The organism is Pseudomonas sp. ADAK21 (genome assembly GCF_012935735.1).
Taxonomy (GTDB): Bacteria; Pseudomonadota; Gammaproteobacteria; order Pseudomonadales; family Pseudomonadaceae; genus Aquipseudomonas; species Aquipseudomonas proteolytica.
The window spans coordinates 2,784,243-2,801,484 of sequence record NZ_CP052857.1; the positions used below are offsets into that span (position 1 = coordinate 2,784,243).

A 17,242-nucleotide genomic window follows, 5' to 3' on the forward strand; every position below is an offset into this window, starting at 1 on the left:
TATGAACATCTAACGATTTCGCTATTTGACGGTAGCCGAGCTAGGACAAAATGCCATTAGCCATCACGATTTATTTTGGAACTATCGACATGCCTCCTGAAAACGCGGGTTTATGACGCCAGTGTTGTGACTACTACTTTGTGATTAATCCGTTCTTACAGTTGTTGATGTGGGGTTTGTTGACAATGCTCTAGTGGCACGCAGCAATCACCGTGCAGTACCGCGATCTGCGCAAGTAAGCGCAAAGGAGAAGTCATATGTTCCTTACCTTCATGATGAAGCTCTACCTTCAACTCCAACTGCTGTTTCATCGCAAAGAGGGCGCTACGGCGATCGAGTATGTGATCCTCGTAGCAGTTATTGCGTTAGTCGTATTGGCAGCAGGGAAATTGCTTGGGCCTCAGATCGCGGCCATGTTCGCTAAAGTCGGGGCAGCCTTGACCTGATTGGCAACAGCGCTTTGAGCAAGCCCATCAGTGATTGTCTTGGAAGGTATTGCTCATGAACGCTGTTGTGACGAGCCGCCAGCAGATCCTGTTGGTGGATGACGAAGAAGATGCCCTCGTAGAACTGGCGGAATCGCTGGGGAACGAGGGCTTTGTTTGCTTCTGTGCCAGCTCCGTCACGGATGCACTACAGGAGCTGACACTGCATCCTGATATTGCGCTGGTCATCACTGACTTGCGCATGCCTGAGGAAAGCGGCATTTCCCTGATCAAGCGCTTGCGTGAGCACACCTCACGCCAGCACCTGCCCGTGATTGTCATGTCGGGTCATGCCGAAATGGATGACGTCAGTGACATGTTGCGCTTGCAGGTCCTGGACCTGTTTCGCAAACCCATCTACCTGGTTCGTTTGATCGATACCCTAAACAATCTGTTTCCCAGGGCGTAGGGAGCAGTTGGCCAGTCCGTAGCGCCCATCTGAGGAGATGTTCTATGTTGCCTGCCCTGCTGCTGAGGATTTGCACGTGGTGGATGCTGTTAGTGCGCCGACGGGACGGTGCGACGGCGATTGAATATGTGATTTTGATTGTGGTGATTGCGTTGGTGGTACTGGCGGCCGGGAAGTTGCTGGGGCCTCAGATTGCGACGTTCTTTGGCAAGGTGGGGGATGCGCTGACCTGAGTACGGCGGCTATTGTGGCGAGGGGGCTTGTCCCCCGCTGGGCTGCGCAGCAGCCCCAAAACCGGCCACTTCGGTGTGGCTGATAAAAATCAGTAAGTCTTATTGGGGCTGCTGCGCAGCCCAACGGGGGACAAGCCCCCTCTCCACAGGTCAGCGCGCCTTTATTGGCTCAAACCACCCCTACAACTGATAGCTGAAACTCAACGTATACCGCGGCCGCCGGTTAAAACTGTCCAGCGCCATATCCGACATCGGCTTGGCCGCCTCCAACGCAATGTTGTAGTACTTGGCATCGCCAAACCGCAGGCCTATGGCGGCAGAGGACATGTCGCTATCTTTCACCGGCAAGTTGTTGAACCACGCCTTGGCACGGTCGAGCACGATGTAGGGCTGCACGATCCTTACCCAGTCGCCACTGCGGTTGTAGCTGTAGTTGACCTCGTAGGCCACCCCCCAGCCCTTGTCGCCCGAGCCCTGGTCATCCGGGTAACCACGCCCGAAATTCTGCCCGCCGAACACTGCGCGTTCGCTGTCGGGCAAGGTGGCGTCGCTCCAGTACAGCGCTGCCGAGAGCACGCCTTGCCAATTGTCGAAGAACTTGTCGCTCTGTACCCCGGACAGGCGCAGGCGGAAGAAGTCCAGGTCAGACTTTATCCCTTCCAGGTCGCTGCGTGTCTTGGCCCCCAAGCCGTCGATGCCTTGGTACAGGCCGGCACTGAGGATGCGTAATTGGCGATCGTCGGCCTTGCGCCAGTCTCCTTCGAAGGCCAGTGCGCGCAGGTCGGTTTCTACGTCGAACCGTTGCGGGTAACCCACCAGTTGATAGCGGGTCCGGTCGTTCACTCCGTAGAAGCGGGTGCCGAGGGTCAGGGACTCGCTGGGCGAGGCGATCAGCGGATGGCTCAGGCCGATGGAGAAGCGGTCGTTCTCCCGGTGCGGCTTGAGTGAAAAGCCGCCGTCCAGGCGGATACGGGTGCTCGGGTCGCTGCGATAGCGCGCGCCATACAGGCTCAATTGCGTGCCTTCGGCATTGATGAACTGGCTGTAGTCGAGCCGGTAGTAACGCTCTTTGTCTTCCCCCGGCGGGAACAGGCCGCTGAGGCTCACTTGTTCGCCCATTGCAGTGTGGGAGTTGCTGGTGCCGGCGATCAGGGCTTGCAGGCCGCCACGGCTGTCGTCGGTCATGCTCATGCTGCTGGTAAACGGTTTGCGGCTGGCCTGGATATTCATATGCGCGGCACCGTCGGTGGTGCCCGGTGGCGGTACTTGCGCTTGCAGGGTCACGCCGGGAATCCGCCCCATCAAGGTGGTGTAACGCTCAAACGTCTTGCGGGTCAGCGGGCGTTCGGCCTGGAGCTTTTGCGCCAGCTTGTCGACGTAGCCCGAGACCGAACCAATGTCGCCCTGCACTTGGTAGTCCTTGATGTAGCCCTCGACCAAAACCACCCGCACCAGGCCCTGCTCGAAGCGTTGGTCGGGCAGGAAGGCGTAGGACAACAGGTAGCCGTCCTGCTGATAGCGACGGGTGATGCTGCGGGTGGCTTCGATCAGTTGCGCAAGGTTGGTTTCATGGCCAATCAACGGCTCGAAAACCTGGGCGACTTCCTGCAGCGGGTACACGGTGCCGCCCTCGATCTGCAGTTTGCGGATGGTGACTTTGGTGTCCATCAGCAACGGTTGCGCTTGTGCGGCCGGGGTCTCTGGTAGCTGGGTCTGCGGCGTCACCGGGCGGTAGGCGTCGGCCGGCAGGTTGGGTACGGGGAGGTTGCGGATGGTGTCGTTGCTGTTGAGGAAGCTGGGTAGGGTCTCGGCGTGGACGTAAGCGCTGAGGGTGAGCAATAACAACGGCGTCAAAACGCGCATAGGACACTCCATGGTCAAAACTGCAGCGGCATTTCGCAGGTTCCCGCCGGGTTCTTGGGCACGGTTCGGGAGTTCCAATAAAAAAGACGAGAGACCCATTGGAATCTCTCGTCTCAACCAAGCGTAGGCGCTGTAGAGGAGGCCGTCTAATGGCCAGGTGCAATTCTTCTACTTGCCGGTCAGGCCCTTGAGCAGGCCACCTACGCCGGTGTTTGCAGTGGCCGATCCAGACGCCGTGGCATTGGCGTTGGCGTTGATGTTCAGGCCGCCGAGCAAGCCACCACCACTACCGCTGGTGCCGCCGGTTACCAGGCCACCGACCGAGGACACCACCCCACCGACTGTGTTGACGGTCTGGCCTACAGTGTTGGTGATTGGGTTGGCATTGGCTGCAGTGATGTTGCCGCCGAGGCTGCTGACTGCGCCGCCCACTTGAGTCACCAGGCCGTTGACCGGTGCGCCGATGCCGGTGGTGGTGCCGATGTTCTGGGTCAGGCTGCTGACACCCGAAGTCACAGGGTTAAGCGCCGCGCCCACATTGGTCGCCAGACCTGCTACCGGTGCGGTTGCCGCGGTGTTGGCCACACCATTGCCACCGATTACTGTGCCGAGCGAGGCCACGGTGTTGCCCAGTGCGCCACCTGCCACACCCCCTGCACTGACGGTGCCGTTGGTGTTGCCCGCATTCAGGCCGTTACCGACGTTGGCCACCAGGCCGCCCACCAGTTCAGGCAGACCGGATGCCGGGGCACTGCCACTGCCGGTACCGGCAGACGGTGCCACATAACCACCCGCAGTGCCTGCTACCGCACCGACACCGCTGAGCACGCTGCCCACGGCACCGGTCACTGGGTTGCCAGCGCCACCTGCGCCTGCCACCTGAGTGCCGAGGCCGGTGACGGTAGAGCCGACTTTATCCAACAGGCCATTGACCGGGTTGCCCAGGCCGGTGGCTTTACCCAGGTTGCCGGTGGTGTTTTCCACCAGCGAGACCACAGGCACCAGCACTTTGCCGCCCAGGGTGTTGGTGACCGATCCCAGTGGGCCGGTGGTGCTGGCGGTACTCAAGGTATCGCCGAGCATGGTGACTGCCTGGCCAACTTTATCCACCAGGCCACCTGCTGCCCCACCGACGCCGCCGGTAAGGCCGCCGACTACCGGGATACCGCCCAGGGTAGTCGAGAGTGTTTTGCCGGTGTTCGAAACACCCGTGCCCAGGTCGGCAACGCCGTTGGCCACACCGGCCACGGTAACGCCTACGGAGTTGCTGTTGGTGCCCAGGGAGCCCAGGCCAGTGCCGACGCCAGTGCCGACGCTGCCAACCGCGGTGCCCACGCTGGTCACCAGGCCGCCTGCGGCAGTGCCGACTACCGGAACGCCGCCAACGGTTGTGCCGATGCCACCGATCGCTGTACCGACGTTACCGAGGGTGCTGCCCAGATTGGCCGCAATCTGACCAGTGACCAATGGGCTGGTAGTCGAGCCGGTGCCGCCGCCAGTGCCGCCACCTGTGCCGCCGCCTGTGCCGCCACCTGTGCCGCCGCCAGTACCACCGCCGGTGCCGCCACCCGTGCCGCCGCCAGTGCCACCGCCGGTGCCGCCACCTGTGCCGCCACCTGTGCCGCCGCCAGTGCCACCGCCGGTGCCGCCACCTGTGCCGCCGCCAGTGCCACCACCGTCGCCGCCACCCGTGCCACCGCCAGTACCACCACCGTCGCCGCCACCCGTGCCGCCGCCGTCACCACCACCGGTACCGGCGCCAGCATCCGGGGACGAGGATGCAACGCTGCTCTTATGACCGCCACCACCACTGCTGCAGCCTCCCAGGCTCATCGCCAAGATAAGGGCCAATGCAGTACTTGCCTTCCACAACACGACTTGAGTTTTCATGATGAGTTCCTTAGCACCTGGTACAGCCTTTGTTGGTCTCGCAAGTTCACCCGTTCTTCAGCAGGCAATATTTGCGTCCGTTGTGGCTATAACAGTCCTCGGCACTCTTTGTCGCAACGCTCAACTTGGTATTAACGATTTATATACAGGCACGGATATGCGTCTTGGTGATTAATACCAACGGTATATAAGTGAGGTTTCTGTTAAATGTGATGCGATGTAAATCAATGACTTGAATAAGTTAGCGGGCTATCGATAGCCCGCTATAACTTAGGTTGTATATATACAATTAATCAGCCGGTTAACCCGTTTTCAGGCAATCGGCTGCCACTTGCCGAGCATATGCTCGATATCGCCAGCGCCCTTGAGTTGCAACTCGCCGCTGGAACCGGGGGCACTGCTCAACAAGATGACCTCGCCAGGCAGGCGTACCGGTTTCTTGAACTCCACGTAGATCTCGATGTTCGCCGCGGGTAGATGTTCATGCAGGGCCGCCACAGTGCGCGCCTTGTTCCACAGGCCATGGGCGATCGCCTGGGGGAAGCCGAACAACTTGGCGGTCAGGGCGCTTAAGTGGATCGGGTTGTAGTCGCCGGATACCCGGGCATACCGCCGACCGATGTCGGACGGTGCCTTCCAGCGAGTCAGCTCGCTGACCGTACTGGGCGCTGGCAGGGATTGCTCCGGTACCTCGCCATCGAGTTTCACCCCGCGACAGAGCATTTGGCTTTCACCTTCCCACAGCAAACCCAGGGAATCCTCGACGGTGGTGATCAGGTTAAAGGTCGCGCCCTTGGCGTGGGGTTGCAGGTTGCGCGTATGCACACTGACCCGCACATCGCTGACCCCGCCCATGGGGCGAAACACGCGGATACGGTTGCTCAAGTGCACCAGCCCTAGCAGCGGGAAGGGGAACTGCGGTGCCGTCAGCAGTTGCAGCTGCAGGCCGAACGCCATGATGTGTGGATAAGTCGCCGGCAACATCGGGCTCTCGGCAGACCCACAGACCTTGCGGTAGGCCGTCACTGCCGCAGGATTGACCTGCACCCGGCAATGCAACCCTGAGTCGGGCAGCGTGGTGCCGGTGATCTTGCGCTTGAGTGCGGCGCGCCAATACAGCGGCGGCAGTGCCGGGCTGCGAGGTAATGTGTACCACAGCATAGTTACGCTCCCAGCAGGCTTTGCCCGCATACACGCAACGCCTGGCCACTGACCGCACCTGAGCCCGGTTGGCCCAGCCACGCTACCGCTTCGGCGACATCCTGCGGCAAACCGCCCTGGCCCAGGGAGCTCATGCGCCGCCCGGCTTCACGCAAGGCGAAAGGAATATGTGCAGTCATCTGGGTTTCGATAAAGCCCGGGGCCACGGCGTTGATGCTGATGCCCCGTTGCGCCAGCAGCGGCGCCCAGGCCTGGGCCAGGCCGATCAGCCCGGCCTTGCTCGCGGCGTAGTTGGTTTGCCCGCGGTTGCCGGCGATGCCGCTGATCGAAGCCAGCAACACCACGCGGCCGTTGTCGTGCAGGGTGCCGCTGTCGAGCAGGGCCTTGGTCAGCACTTGTGGGGCGTTGAGGTTGACCGCCAATACGGCGTCCCAGTATTCCGGGGTCATATTGGCCAGGGTCTTGTCGCGGGTGATCCCGGCGTTGTGCACCACGATGTCGATGCCATCTGGCAATTGTTCGATCAGTTGCGTGGCGGCGTCATCGGCGCAGATATCCAGGGCAATGCCACGCCCGCCCAAGCGTGCGGCGAGGGCGTCGAGATCGGCCTTGGCCTGCGGCACATCCAGCAACACAATTTCGGCACCGTCCCGGGCCAGGGTTTCGGCAATTGAAGCGCCGATACCTCGGGCAGCCCCGGTCACCAGGGCCTTGAGCCCGGCCAGTGGGCGCGTCCAGTCATGCACTTGGGTCGGGCAGGCACTCAGGCGCAGCACCTGGCCGGAGATATAGGCGCTTTTCGGCGAGAGGAAAAACCGCAGCGCGCCTTCCAACTGTGCTTCGGCGCCTTCGCCGACATACAGCAACTGCAAGGTGCCGCCGTTGCGCAGCTCCTTGGCCAGCGACCGGCTGAAGCCTTCGAGGGCCCGCTGGGCACTGGCGGCGAATGGATCGCTGAGGCTTTCCGGGGCGCGACCGAGAATCACCAGGTGCGCGCTGTGATCGAGATTTTTCAGCAGCGGCTGGAAGAACTCGCGCAGTTGCTTGAGTTGGTCGGTGTGTTGCAAATGGCTGGCATCGAACAGCACCGCCTTGAGCTTGGGGCCATGCCCGGGGATCCAGGGCGTGGCCTTGAGCGGCTCGGCCCCGTAGCTGTAGATGGCCTCGGTGAGTTTATTGGCAAATCCCAGCACCTGGGCCGCCAGCGGGCCGCCACCCAACAGCAGGGCGCCTTCCACCGGGCGCAGGCGCCCGGCTTGCCAGCGCTCCAGGCGTACCGGGGACGGCAGGCCAATGGCCGAGACCACGCGGTGGCCAAGGCTTGAGTTGGCGAAGTCGATATAACGGTCAGACATGGAACGCTCTCCGGCTGCTGGGGTTCAAAGGGTGGACCATCAATAGGTGACAGTCGTTCCTAGTCTAGGCTCAGGATTGCACCTACCACCTAACAGGGAGCTTTCCATGACTCAGTTGCGCCGTGTCGCGATCATTGGCGGTAATCGTATCCCCTTCGCCCGTTCCAATGGCCCCTACGCCACGGCCAGTAACCAGGCGATGCTGACGGCTGCCCTGGAAGGTTTGATCGAGCGCTACAACCTGCACGGCCTGCGCATGGGCGAAGTGGCTGCAGGTGCGGTGCTCAAGCATTCGCGGGACTTCAACCTGACCCGTGAGTGCGTGCTGGGCTCGCGCCTGTCGCCGCAAACCCCGGCCTACGACATTCAACAGGCCTGCGGCACCGGGCTGGAAGCGGCGTTGCTGGTGGCCAACAAGATTGCCCTGGGGCAGATCGAATGTGGGATCGCAGGTGGTGTCGACACCACTTCCGACGCGCCCATCGGAGTGAATGAGGGCCTGCGCAAAATCCTCCTGCAAGCCAATCGCAGCAAATCCATGGCGGATAAATTAAAAGTCCTGTTACAACTTCGTCCCCAGCACCTCAAGCCGGAGTTGCCGCGCAATGGCGAGCCGCGTACTGGCCTGTCCATGGGCCAGCATTGCGAATTGATGGCGCAGACCTGGCAGATTCCCCGCGCCGAGCAGGACCAACTGGCCCTGGAAAGCCATCAGAAAATGGCCGCGTCCTATGCCGAGGGCTGGCACAGCGATTTGCTCACGCCGTTCCTGGGCCTGACCCGTGACAACAACCTGCGCCCGGACCTGACCCTGGAGAAACTCGCCAGCCTCAAACCGGCTTTTGAGCGCAGTGAAAAGGGCACTCTCACCGCTGGCAACTCCACGCCACTGACCGATGGCGCCTCCCTGGTGTTGCTGGGCAGCGAAGCCTGGGCCAGGGAACGTGGCCTGCCGATTCTCGCCTACCTGCGTGATGGCGAAGCGGCGGCGGTGGATTTCGTCAACGGTGCCGAAGGGCTGTTGATGGCGCCGGTGTATGCCGTCCCACGCTTGCTGGCGAGAAATGGCCTGACCTTGCAGGATTTTGACTACTACGAAATTCACGAAGCCTTCGCTGCCCAAGTGTTGTGCACACTCAAGGCCTGGGAAGATGCCGATTACTGCAAGACCCGCCTGGGGCTGGATGCGCCGCTGGGCTCAATCGACCGCAGCCGCCTGAACGTCAAGGGCAGCTCCCTGGCCGCCGGGCACCCATTTGCCGCCACCGGTGGACGTATTGTCGCCAACCTGGCCAAGCTGCTGGACGCGGCGGGCAAGGGGCGCGGGCTGATCTCGATCTGCGCGGCGGGGGGCCAAGGCGTGACGGCGATCATTGAGCGCTGATCTCGGCTATTATCCGAACGCCTCGGGCAATAGCGGCTTTGTCGGATTAATCTGGCATATTGGATGCATTCTTTAGCAGATCAAGGCTCGTTACCCTCTCCCCGCTGTGCGAGGATTGCCGTATAACGAGTGCCATACGCGTGTTTGGTAATAAAGGACCCACAATAAAAGCTGATGAAGACTCCTAAACGCATTGAACCCCTGATCGAGGACGGTCTGGTCGACGAAGTGCTGCGCCCACTCATGAGTGGTAAAGAAGCAGCTGTTTATGTGGTGCGCTGCGGCAACGAGTTACGTTGCGCCAAGGTCTACAAGGAGGCGAATAAACGAAGTTTTCGTCAGGCGGCCGAATACCAGGAAGGCCGCAAGGTCCGCAACAGCCGGCAGGCTCGGGCGATGGCCAAGGGTTCCAAGTTCGGCAAGAAAGAAACCGAAGACGCGTGGCAGAACGCCGAAGTTGCGGCTCTGTTTCGTTTGGCCGGCGCCGGTGTGCGCGTGCCCCAGCCCTACGACTTCCTTGAAGGCGTATTGCTGATGGAACTGGTGGCCGATGAATACGGTGATGCGGCGCCAAGGCTCAACGACGTGGTGCTGGAGCCGGATCAGGCCCGTGAGTATCACGCGTTCCTGATCTCGCAGATCGTGCTGATGCTGTGTACCGGCCTGGTGCACGGTGACCTCTCGGAGTTCAACGTACTGTTGACGCCGACGGGCCCCGTGATCATCGACTTGCCGCAAGCGGTGGACGCGGCGGGCAACAACCACGCATTCACCATGCTGGAGCGGGACGTGGGCAACATGGCTTCGTATTTCGGGCGATTTGCCCCGGAATTGAAGACCACCAAGTACGCCAAGGAGATGTGGGCGCTGTACGAAGCCGGCACCTTGCACCCGGCCAGTGTGTTGACTGGCGAGTTCGACGAGCCGGAAGAGTTGGCAGACGTCGGCGGCGTGATGCGTGAGATCGAAGCGGCGCGGCTCGACGAAGAGCGGCGCCAGGCGATCCGCGCAGCGGACGATGCACCACCGGGCAAACCGGCGGAAGAACCGCCGCCGCCTTGGATGCAGTGATCGCCCGGCATACTGGGGGTTAAAAATGTGGGAGCTGGCTTGTGTGGGAGCTGGCTTGCCTGCGATAGCATCACCTCGGTGCAACTGATGTACCGAGGTGCCTGCATCGCAGGCAAGCCAGCTCCCACATTGGGTTTTGCGTTCGGTCAGTTAGATCCGCAACAGCTGCCCGACGCCAATTCCTTGAGAATCGGACAATCGGGCCGGTGATCGCCCTGGCAGTGCTCCACCAGGTCCTGCAACGTATCGCGCAACTGCCCCAGTTCGCGGATCTTGTGATCCAGCTCCTCGATATGCTGGCGAGCCAACGCTTTCACGTCGGCACTGGCCCGTTGCCGGTCCTGCCACAACTCCAGCAACTTGCCGACTTCCTCCAGGGAGAACCCCAGGTCTCGCGAGCGTTTGATAAAGCCCAGGGTGTGCAGGTCGTCGTCGTTATACAGGCGATAGCCGCTGTCGCTGCGATGGGCCGGCTTGAGCAGGTTGATCGACTCGTAATAGCGAATCATCTTCGCACTCAAGCCGCTTTGCCGGGCTGCCTGGCCGATGTTCATTGGCGGTGATCCTCCAGATCCTTGGGTTTCCAGGTTTTCAACAGTAGCGCATTGCTGACCACGCTCACGCTGGACAGGGCCATGGCGGCGCCGGCCAATACCGGGTTGAGCAGGCCGAATACGGCCAGCGGAATGCCGATCAAGTTATACACAAAGGCCCAGAACAGGTTCTGTCGAATTTTCGCGTAGGTCTTGCGGCTGATTTCCAGGGCCGCGGGCACCAGGCGCGGATCGCCGCGCATCAAGGTGATGCCGGCCGCGTGCATGGCGACGTCGGTGCCGCCGCCCATGGCAATGCCAATATCTGCTGCGGCCAAGGCCGGCGCATCGTTGATGCCGTCGCCGACCATGGCCACCACGCCGGTCTTTTTCAGCTCGGCGACGGTGGCGGCTTTATCGGCGGGCAATACTTCGGCGTGCACATCATCGATGCCCAGCGCTTGTGCCACCACGCGGGCGCTGCCGCGGTTGTCACCGGTCAGCAAATGGCTGCTGATATGCCGCGCCTTGAGCTGTTGCACGGCTTGCAGGGCACCCTCTTTGAGCGTGTCGCCAAAGGCGAACAGGCCCAGCACGCGAAGCTGTGGGCTTTGCTCGATCAGCCAGGACAAGGTGCGGCCTTCGGCTTCCCAGGCGCTGGCATTGGCGGCCAGGTCACCTGGCTTCAAGCCGGTTTCATCGAGCATGCGCCGATTGCCCAGGGCCAGTTGCCGACCGTCCAGGGTGCCGGCAATGCCGCGTCCGGTCAGGGATTGGCTGGCGCTCACATCGGCAACCGGCAAACCTTGATCATTACAGGCGTCCAGCACCGCCTTGGCCAAGGGGTGTTCGCTGCCGCGTTGCAGGGCGCCGGCCTGTTGCAGCAACAAGGCTTCGTTGCCATCCACTGCCCTCAGGTGGGCGATTTTCGGCGCGCCGGAGGTGAGGGTGCCGGTCTTGTCGAATACCACCGCGCTGACTTCGTGGGCGCGCTCCAGCGCTTCAGCGTCCTTGATCAGAATCCCGTGGCGGGCCGCGACGCCAGTGCCGGCCATGATCGCCGTTGGCGTGGCCAGGCCCAGTGCGCAAGGGCAGGCAATGACCAGCACCGCCACCGCATTGATCAATGCCGTTTCCAGCGGTGCACCGTACAACCACCAGCCAATCAGCGTGGCGAGGGCGATCACCAACACGGTCGGCACAAACACCTGACTGACTTTATCCACCAGTTTCTGGATCGGTGCCTTGGCCGCCTGGGCGTCTTCGACCAGGCGAATGATCCGCGCCAGCACGCTCTCGGCACCGAGGGCCAGGGTGCGTACCAGCAAACGGCCTTCACCGTTGATTGCGCCGCCGGTGACTTTATCCCCAGGCTGTTTCGGCACCGGCAAGCTTTCACCGGTGATCAAGGCTTCATCGGCGTGGCTTTGGCCTTCGACCACTTCGCCATCCACCGGAAAGCGCTCGCCGGGCTTGACCAGCACCAGGTCGTTGAGGCGCAGGGCGCTGATGGCAACCTCTTGCTCACGGCCATCGATCAGCTGAATCGCCCGCTCCGGCCGCAAGGCCTCCAGGGCACGGATGGCGCTGGCGGTCTGGCGTTTGGCGCGGCTTTCGAGGTATTTGCCCAGCAGCACCAGGGCAATCACTACCGCCGAGGCTTCGAAGTACAGATGGGGTTCAACCCCTGCCGGGGCGATTAGCCACTGGTAGATACTCAGGCCATACCCGGCGCTGGTGCCGATGGCCACCAGCAGGTCCATATTGCCGGCGCCGGCGCGCACGGCTTTCCAGGCGGCGACATAGAAGCGCGCACCGAAAATGAACTGCACCGGCGTGGCGAGGAGGAACTGCACCCAGGCCGGCAGCATCCAGTGCAGGCCGAAGGGCTGCACCAGCATCGGCAAAACCAGCGGCAACGCCAACGCAATGGCCATCACCAGCGACCAGCGTTCGCGTTTCAGACGCTGTTCCTGGCTGGCTTGGGTGGCGGTTTCGCTTTGCGGCAGGGTGGCGGTGTAGCCGGCTTTTTCCACGGCGGCGATCAGCACGGCAGGGTCCATCTGGCCCGCCACCTCGACATGGGCCCGTTCATTGGCCAGGTTGACGCTGACGCTTTGCACGCCGGGCACCTTGTTCAGGGCGCGCTCGACCCGGCCCACGCAACTGGCGCAGGTCATGCCGCTGATCGGCAGGTCGAAGGTGGTGGATCCATTCATGGGGCGTTCCTCCAGGAAAAGTTGCCTGTAGGATCAAGCTTGACCTTAGGGGAAGGTCAAGCCCCTTAATTCACGGCAAGCCCTGATACCGTTTTTTTGTAGGAGCGAGCTTGCTCGCGAAAAACTGGAGAGCGCCGCATTTACCCGGTAAATACGCGTCATCGTTGTCGTTCTTCGCGAGCAAGCTCGCGCCTACAAAAACGGTCAGTAACCGAGCTTGGCGGCCTTGAGGTACATGCCGTCCGCGCCCTGGGCAATGCGCAACTTGCGTACGTCGCCGGCTTTCAGCGTGATCTCTTGGGCTTTGGGCGCCAATAGCCCCGGCAGGCAGCCTGGAGCCTGGCCCGGCAGCAGCTTGAGACGCAGCGAGACCTTGCCTTCCGGGAAGTTGAACGAGGTGGCCTGCTCCTGGAACAGCCGCCCGGCCAGTTGGTCATTGACGTACAGGCCAATCTCGCAGTTGGTGGGCACTTCCAGGCGCTCCCTGGATACGATCAGCACCGCATAGTCCTCGGCGGCGCTGGCCTGGGGAACGGCGGCGAACAGGCTCAGCAGACTGGCAAGGCCAAAAAACGACCAACGCATGGTGAATTCTCCGGTTTAGATCGTTGATGCTTGCAGCTTGGCGGACGTCGCCAGGGAATACCAGCCCGGCGGTTGTTTTCAGCGCTTGACCTTGCCATCGTGGCAAGGATGAGACTGGGTGCAACCTCACTCAAGGAGTCATGTCATGCAAATATTCAGCGTTGAAGGAATGACCTGCGGCCACTGCGTTCGGGCCGTGACCCAAGCGGTACAGGCCAAGGACCCGGCGGCCAGTGTGAATGTGAATCTGGCCGCCAAGGAAGTCGGCGTTGAAAGTCGTTTATCGCCGGACGAAGTGATCAGCCTGATCAGCGAAGAAGGCTACAGCGCCAAGCTCGCCTGATTATTTAATAGGTAGCGAGCTAACGTAATGTTCAAGGCACCCAAGCGCGGCTAGACTGTCGGGCTGCCGACTCTACCGGGTGCCTGATGAACCTTCGCATAATCCTTATTCTGGGGGCCTTGAGCGCATTTGCGCCGCTGGCCATCGACTTTTACCTGCCGGGCTTCCCGGCCATGGCCGTGGCATTCGGCACTGACGAAAAACATATCCAACTGACCCTGGCGGTGTACTTCACGGGCCTGGCGATCGGTCAGTTGATCTATGGGCCGCTGGCGGATCGTTTTGGCCGGCGTATCCCGCTGTTGAGCGGTGTCACTTTGTTCACCGTGGCTTCCCTGGCGTGCGCCTATGCGCCGTCCCTGGAATGGCTGATCGGTGCGCGCTTCGTCCAGGCCCTGGGCGGGTGTGCGGGCATGGTGATTTCCCGGGCGGTGGTCAGCGACAAGTGCGATGCGGTGGGCTCGGCCAAGGTTTTTTCGCAATTGATGCTGGTGGTCGGGCTGGCACCGATCCTGGCGCCGATGCTCGGTGGGGTGATGGTCAGCCTGTGGGGCTGGCAGTCGATCTTCCTCGCGTTGACGGTATTCAGTGTCGGCGCCGGGGTGGCGGTGGCTGTCGGCTTGCCGGAAAGTTTTCCGGCCCATCAGCCTCGGCAGCCACTGTCCGGGGCGTTGCGCCAATATGGGCGGCTGCTGGCTGATCGGGTCTACCTGGGGTATGCCGTGACTGGCGGTATCGCAATTGGCGGGATGTTTGCCTACATCGCCGGTTCACCTTTCGTCTTTATCAAGCTGTATGGCGTGCCGGCCGAGCACTACGGTTGGCTGTTCGGCACCAATGCCGCGGGCTTTATCCTGGTGGCCCAGGTCAACGCGCGGCTGCTGTCCAAGCGCGGCCCGGCGTTTCTGCTGACCCGCACGGTGTGGGTCTACCTCGCAGCGGCGTTGGCGTTGCTGGCGGTCAGTGCCTTGCATACCGAAGCATTGTGGCCGCTGCTGGTGCCGCTGTTCCTGTGTATTGCCAGCCTGGGTTGCATCATGCCCAACACCTCGGCATGCGCCATGAACGGCCAGGGCGCACGGGCCGGCAGCGCGTCGGCACTGCTGGGCTGCATCCAGTTTGGCGTGGCCGCGGGTGCAGCGTCGTTGGTCGGCGCATTGCACGACGGCACAGCCATGCCGATGTCGATCGTCATCAGCTTGTGCGGGGTGTTGGCGGTAGTGGTGGCCATGTTGACCCAGCGCCTGCAACGGCAGCGAGCCTTGCAAGCGCAGGTCTGACGGCGTTTTCAGCCAGTAGCGCGCTGCTGGCTTTCGGGAAAGCGATGGGGCGCCTGGATGCGGTTTTGCAGGGTGTTGGCGAAGGCGCGGGCCTCGGCTTCAGTGCGGAAGGTAAAGGCGTCGTGGTCCAGGCGGACCTGCCATTTGTTGCCTTGGGATTTTGCTAACGCTTTTATCAGGATCTTCATTGCTGACTTCCTCACGTAAAAGATTGCGTGGCAAAGGCGGCCAATATAAACCCGAATACGCTCACAAATATGACAAGGATCAAGTCTCTGACTAGCGGTGCCGTCCGTTACCTACAGCGATAAAAGACGGTACTGACAGAGCCCTCGGCTTAGAAGCCTTCCAGCACGATCTTGCCCTTGGCCTTGCCGCTTTCCAGCAGGGCATGGGCCCGGCGCAGGTTCTCTGCGTTGATCAGGCCGAAGTGTTCGCCCACCGTGGTTTTCAGGGTGCCGGCATCGATCAGTTCGGCTACCCGATTGAGCAGGTTGTGCTGCTCGATCATGTCGGCGGTCTCGAACATCGAACGGGTGTACATGAACTCCCAGTGCAGCGAGAGGCTCTTGCGCTTGAGTTTGAGCACGTCCAGTGACTTGGGATCATCGATCAAGGCCAGTTTGCCTTGGGGCGCGAGGGCTTCGACCAACTGGTCCAGATGCTGGTCGGTCTGGGTCAGGCTGGCGACATGGGTCACCTGTGGGTGGCCTGCGCGCTTGAGTTCTTCGCTCAGTGGCTGGCTGTGGTCGACCACCAGATCAGCCCCCAGGTCCTTGGCCCAGGCCTGGGTTTGCGGGCGCGAGGCACTGCCGATCACCTTGAGCGCGGTGAGTTGCGCAGCCAGCTGGGTAAGGATCGACCCCACGCCACCGGCAGCGCCGACGATCAGCAGGCTCTGGCCTTGATCGGTCTGGCCTTCAGCAATTTGCAGGCGCTCGAACAGCAGCTCCCAGGCGGTAATGGCCGTCAACGGCAGGGCGGCCGCCTCGGCAAAACCCAGGCTCTGGGGCATATGGCCGACGATGCGCTCATCCACAGTATGCAACTCGCTGTTGCCGCCCGGGCGTGTCAGGGAGCCGGCGTAAAACACCTTGTCGCCGACCTTGAATAGGGTGACGTCGCTGCCCACGGCCTTGACCACGCCAGCCACGTCCCAGCCCAGCACCTTGGCCGCGCCGTTTTCCGGGGCGACGTTCTGGCGGATCTTGGTATCGACCGGGTTGACCGAGATGGCTTTGACTTCCACCAGCAGGTCGCGCGGGCCGGCTACCGGCTCAGGCAGTTGCACATCTTGCAGGGACTTGGGGTCGTTGATCGGCAATGCGGCGTAGTAGGCGATGGCTTTCATGACGAGTTCCAGGGTGTACGGAATGGGATGGGTAGATCATTGGCTATTTCTCTTGCAGATAAAACCCGCTAAAAGAGCAGTCTCTTTCAATATTTTTTTGATAATTGCCCGGGGCGGTGCTCATGCTGCGTTTTGATGATTTGCAGTTGTTTGTGCGTGCGGCGGATTTGGGGAGCTTGTCGGCTGCCGCACGGGTCATGGATATGTCGGCAGCGGTGGCCAGTGCTGCGTTGAAACGCATTGAGCAACAGTTGGGTGCGCGCTTGCTGGCACGTTCCACCCGCAGCCTGCGCCTGACCGCCGAGGGCGAAGGCTTTCTAGAGTACGCCCGTGGTGCCTTGAGCCAACTGGATGAAGGCCGGCGCCTGCTGGCCAGCGGCCAGGATCATGTCAGCGGCGTCCTGCAGCTGTCGGCGCCATCGGACTTCGGACGGAACCTGTTGCTGCCGTGGTTGGACGAGTTTCAGCGCGAGCACCCGCAATTGAGCGTGCGCCTGCTGCTGGGCGACCGGATCGCCGACCTGTTCCGCCAACCGGTGGATATAGCCTTGCGCTACGGCGAACCCGAGGATTCGAGCCTGGTGGCGTTGCCGGTGGCGCCGGACAATTGTCGGGTACTGTGCGCAGCGCCCGGCTACTTGGCCCGGCATGGCGAGCCCCGCCATCTGGAAGAACTGGCCCAGCACAATTGCCTGCTCTATATGCTCGGCAGCCGGGTGCACGACCATTGGCGGTTTCAGGACGCCAAACGGGAAATCAGCCTGACTGTCAGCGGTGACCGTTTCAGTGACGATGCGGATGTGGTGCGGCGCTGGGCCGTGGCCGGGGTGGGCATTGCCTACAAGTCCTGGCTGGATGTCAGCGCCGATGTGCTGGCTGGTCGCCTGCAGTTGCTCTTGCCCGAGCTGCAGGGTGAACGCACACCGCTCAATCTGCTGTGTGCCCATCGCGCGCAATTGAGTAAACCGGTCAACCTCTTGCGAGAAATGCTTGTGGCTCGTTGTGGGAAGTTGAGCGCGCAATTGCCCGAACGCAGGGGAACTACGCAATAACCTCAGGGATTTCAGGAAACTTCAGGCA

Annotated in this window: 17 protein-coding genes; 8 read left to right on the forward strand and 9 right to left on the reverse strand. The window is 61.7% G+C overall.

Features of this window, described 5'->3' with window-relative positions; genetic code table 11:
- Positions 1-257 precede the first annotated feature (257 nt).
- The 3 genes from HKK57_RS12515 to HKK57_RS12525 are packed head-to-tail and all read left to right on the forward strand — an operon-like array spanning position 258 to position 1,127.
- Positions 258-446, forward strand: coding sequence for a Flp family type IVb pilin (locus tag HKK57_RS12515; protein ID WP_029297589.1), 189 nt, complete (start codon positions 258-260; stop codon positions 444-446).
- 55 nt (positions 447-501) lie between these two features.
- Positions 502-894, forward strand: a complete 393-nt coding sequence (locus HKK57_RS12520) for a response regulator (RefSeq protein WP_029297587.1) — start codon at positions 502-504, stop codon at positions 892-894.
- Between the two features lie 44 nt (positions 895-938).
- Entirely contained in the window at positions 939-1,127 is a 189-nt protein-coding gene (locus tag HKK57_RS12525; RefSeq protein WP_029297585.1) for a Flp family type IVb pilin, read from the forward strand.
- 180 nt (positions 1,128-1,307) lie between these two features.
- Here the strand turns inward: HKK57_RS12525 and HKK57_RS12530 are convergent, their stop codons facing one another.
- The 4 genes from HKK57_RS12530 to HKK57_RS12545 all read right to left on the reverse strand — a co-directional run bounded on the left by HKK57_RS12530 (position 1,308) and on the right by HKK57_RS12545 (position 7,396).
- Entirely contained in the window at positions 1,308-2,990 is a 1,683-nt protein-coding gene (locus HKK57_RS12530) for a ShlB/FhaC/HecB family hemolysin secretion/activation protein (protein ID WP_169390237.1), read from the reverse strand.
- Positions 2,991-3,158: 168 nt separating this feature from the next.
- Positions 3,159-4,880 (reverse strand): collagen-like triple helix repeat-containing protein, encoded by a 1,722-nt coding sequence (locus HKK57_RS12535; protein WP_237150392.1) that lies wholly within the window; start codon positions 4,878-4,880, stop codon positions 3,159-3,161.
- 312 nt (positions 4,881-5,192) lie between these two features.
- Positions 5,193-6,041 (reverse strand): MaoC family dehydratase, encoded by an 849-nt coding sequence (locus HKK57_RS12540; RefSeq protein ID WP_169390238.1) that lies wholly within the window; start codon positions 6,039-6,041, stop codon positions 5,193-5,195.
- A 2-nt stretch (positions 6,042-6,043) separates the two neighbouring features.
- The gene (locus HKK57_RS12545; protein WP_029297577.1) at positions 6,044-7,396 is read right to left on the reverse strand and encodes a 3-oxoacyl-ACP reductase; all 1,353 of its coding nucleotides are present in this window, start codon (positions 7,394-7,396) and stop codon (positions 6,044-6,046) included.
- Between the two features lie 106 nt (positions 7,397-7,502).
- Here HKK57_RS12545 and HKK57_RS12550 point away from each other — a divergent pair, with 106 nt between their 5' ends.
- Together HKK57_RS12550 and HKK57_RS12555 are read left to right on the forward strand one after the other, a co-directional pair.
- Complete coding sequence (locus HKK57_RS12550; RefSeq protein WP_169390239.1) at positions 7,503-8,780, forward strand: acetyl-CoA C-acetyltransferase; 1,278 nt, start codon at positions 7,503-7,505, stop codon at positions 8,778-8,780.
- A gap of 174 nt (positions 8,781-8,954) precedes the next feature.
- Positions 8,955-9,851: a PA4780 family RIO1-like protein kinase gene (locus HKK57_RS12555; RefSeq protein ID WP_029297573.1), complete on the forward strand. Its 897-nt coding sequence runs from the start codon at positions 8,955-8,957 to the stop codon at positions 9,849-9,851.
- A gap of 146 nt (positions 9,852-9,997) precedes the next feature.
- Here HKK57_RS12555 and cueR read toward each other — a convergent pair whose 3' ends face one another.
- The 3 genes from cueR to HKK57_RS12570 form a co-directional block, all read right to left on the reverse strand.
- Positions 9,998-10,405: a Cu(I)-responsive transcriptional regulator gene (cueR, locus tag HKK57_RS12560; RefSeq protein WP_029297571.1), complete on the reverse strand. Its 408-nt coding sequence runs from the start codon at positions 10,403-10,405 to the stop codon at positions 9,998-10,000.
- Positions 10,402-12,603, reverse strand: coding sequence for a heavy metal translocating P-type ATPase (locus tag HKK57_RS12565; protein WP_029297569.1), 2,202 nt, complete (start codon positions 12,601-12,603; stop codon positions 10,402-10,404). Before HKK57_RS12565 ends, cueR begins: the two co-directional genes overlap by 4 nt.
- A 204-nt stretch (positions 12,604-12,807) precedes the next feature.
- Positions 12,808-13,188, reverse strand: coding sequence for a hypothetical protein (locus tag HKK57_RS12570; protein ID WP_029297567.1), 381 nt, complete (start codon positions 13,186-13,188; stop codon positions 12,808-12,810).
- Between the two features lie 145 nt (positions 13,189-13,333).
- Between HKK57_RS12570 and HKK57_RS12575 the strand changes: the two genes are divergently transcribed.
- On the forward strand, positions 13,334-13,531 hold the full coding sequence (locus HKK57_RS12575; RefSeq protein WP_029297565.1) for a heavy-metal-associated domain-containing protein: 198 nt from the start codon (positions 13,334-13,336) through the stop codon (positions 13,529-13,531).
- 86 nt (positions 13,532-13,617) lie between these two features.
- Positions 13,618-14,811, forward strand: a complete 1,194-nt coding sequence (locus HKK57_RS12580; protein ID WP_029297563.1) for a multidrug effflux MFS transporter — start codon at positions 13,618-13,620, stop codon at positions 14,809-14,811.
- Positions 14,812-14,819: 8 nt separating this feature from the next.
- Here HKK57_RS12580 and HKK57_RS12585 read toward each other — a convergent pair whose 3' ends face one another.
- Positions 14,820-14,999: a hypothetical protein gene (locus HKK57_RS12585; protein ID WP_029297561.1), complete on the reverse strand. Its 180-nt coding sequence runs from the start codon at positions 14,997-14,999 to the stop codon at positions 14,820-14,822.
- A gap of 149 nt (positions 15,000-15,148) precedes the next feature.
- Positions 15,149-16,162, reverse strand: coding sequence for a zinc-binding alcohol dehydrogenase family protein (locus HKK57_RS12590; RefSeq protein WP_029297560.1), 1,014 nt, complete (start codon positions 16,160-16,162; stop codon positions 15,149-15,151).
- 122 nt (positions 16,163-16,284) lie between these two features.
- On the opposite strand from HKK57_RS12590, the gene HKK57_RS12595 reads away from it, so the two are divergent.
- The gene (locus tag HKK57_RS12595) at positions 16,285-17,214 is read left to right on the forward strand and encodes a LysR family transcriptional regulator (protein WP_169390240.1); all 930 of its coding nucleotides are present in this window, start codon (positions 16,285-16,287) and stop codon (positions 17,212-17,214) included.
- Positions 17,215-17,242: the final 28 nt, after the last annotated feature.